Annotated in this window: 1 protein-coding gene; it reads left to right on the forward strand. The window is 72.6% G+C overall.

From position 1 onward, the window contains the following. Window positions 1-536, forward strand: a 536-nt coding sequence (locus LPA54_RS36220; protein WP_228984775.1) for a sensor histidine kinase, incomplete at both ends; no start/stop codon positions are given.

Below are 536 nucleotides of genomic sequence, written 5' to 3' on the forward strand. Positions count from 1 at the left end.
CCGCCGTCTGGACGTGGGTCGTCACCGCCGCGTACGCGATCCTCTCGGACATCTTCATCGGCGGGTCGTACTACTACACCAACGGCGGGCCGATGCTGGTCACGTCGGCGTTCGCCCTGCTCGTGGTCTGTCTCTGGCACGTCCGGCACACCGCCCAGCAGGAGGTGACCGCGCAGCAGACGGTCACCGCGCAGGAGCGGTCCCGGCGCACCCTGCTGGAGGAGCGCACCACCATCGCCCGTGAGCTGCACGACGTGGTGGCCCACCACATGTCGGTGGTCGCCATCCAGGCCGAGGCCGCGCCGTACCGGGTGGAGAACCCGCCGGAGGAGCTGGAGCGCGCCTTCGCCACCATCCGGGAGAACGCCGTCGCCGCCCTCACCGAGCTGCGCCGCATCCTCGGCGTGGTCCGCGCCGAGGACTACGAGGCCCCCGACGCCCCGCAGCCCACCCTCGCCGACCTGGACGCCCTGCTGGTCAACGTCCGGGACGCCGGGTTGGCCGTGGAGAAGGCGGTGACCGGCGCGGTGCGGGAG

The sequence above is a fragment of the Streptomyces sp. DH12 genome, assembly GCF_020873895.1.
Taxonomy (GTDB): Bacteria; Actinomycetota; Actinomycetes; order Streptomycetales; family Streptomycetaceae; genus Streptomyces.